At 54.0% G+C, this 757-nt stretch carries 1 protein-coding gene; it reads right to left on the minus strand.

Features of this window, described 5'->3' with window-relative positions; genetic code table 11:
• Nucleotides 1–757 (minus strand): IS481 family transposase (locus ACIPSK_RS33035; RefSeq protein ID WP_446533144.1); only part of this gene is annotated, 757 nt, incomplete at its 5' end.

The following is a 757-nucleotide window of genomic DNA, read 5'->3' on the forward strand; positions in this document are numbered from 1 at the left end:
CTAGGTGTTTAGTCCCGGCATTTGATGGATAGGATCGATGATGAATCGATCTGGCTCGGAAGTCCACCTTTTGCAGAGGAACTCGTAGGGGGTGAGTCCCTTTAGTGTCTTGAGCCTGCGCCCAAAATTGTAGGCGTCGATGAAGTCGGCGAGATGCTTTTTCAGTTGTGCGTGATCGTCGTAGTGGAAGCGCTTGACAGTAGCTTCCTTGATCGTTCGGTTCATCCGCTCGACCTGCCCATTGGTCCATGGGTGCTTAACCTTTGTCAGGCGATGCTCGATCTCGTATTCCTCACAGACTCGGTCGAAGATGTGCTGGAAAGCATTTTGGTCACAGGCCCGGTTGGTGAACTGGATGCCATTATCGGTCAGGATAGTATGGATGGTGTAGGGCACCGCCGCGATCAGGTTGCGCAGGAACTGGGCGGCATTCATCTTGCCAGCTTTGGCATAGAGCTCAGCGAAGGCGAACTTGGAAGTGCGATCAATCGCCACGAAGAGATAGAGCTTGCCCTCAGCCGTCTGCACCTCGGCAATATCGACGTGGAAGTAGCCGATCGGGTAGCTTTTGAACTTTTTCTTCGGTTCTTTGTCGCCTTTCACTTCCGGCAGGCGTGAAATGCCGTGGCGCTGCAGACACCTGTGCAGGGACGAACGCGTCAGATGCGGGATCGTCGGTTGAAGGGCATAGAGGCAGTCATCAAGAGGCAGCAATGTATGCCTGCGAAAGGCGACGATGACGGCTTCTTCTTCAAGG

The organism is Rhizobium sp. LARHSG275 (genome assembly GCF_052871115.1).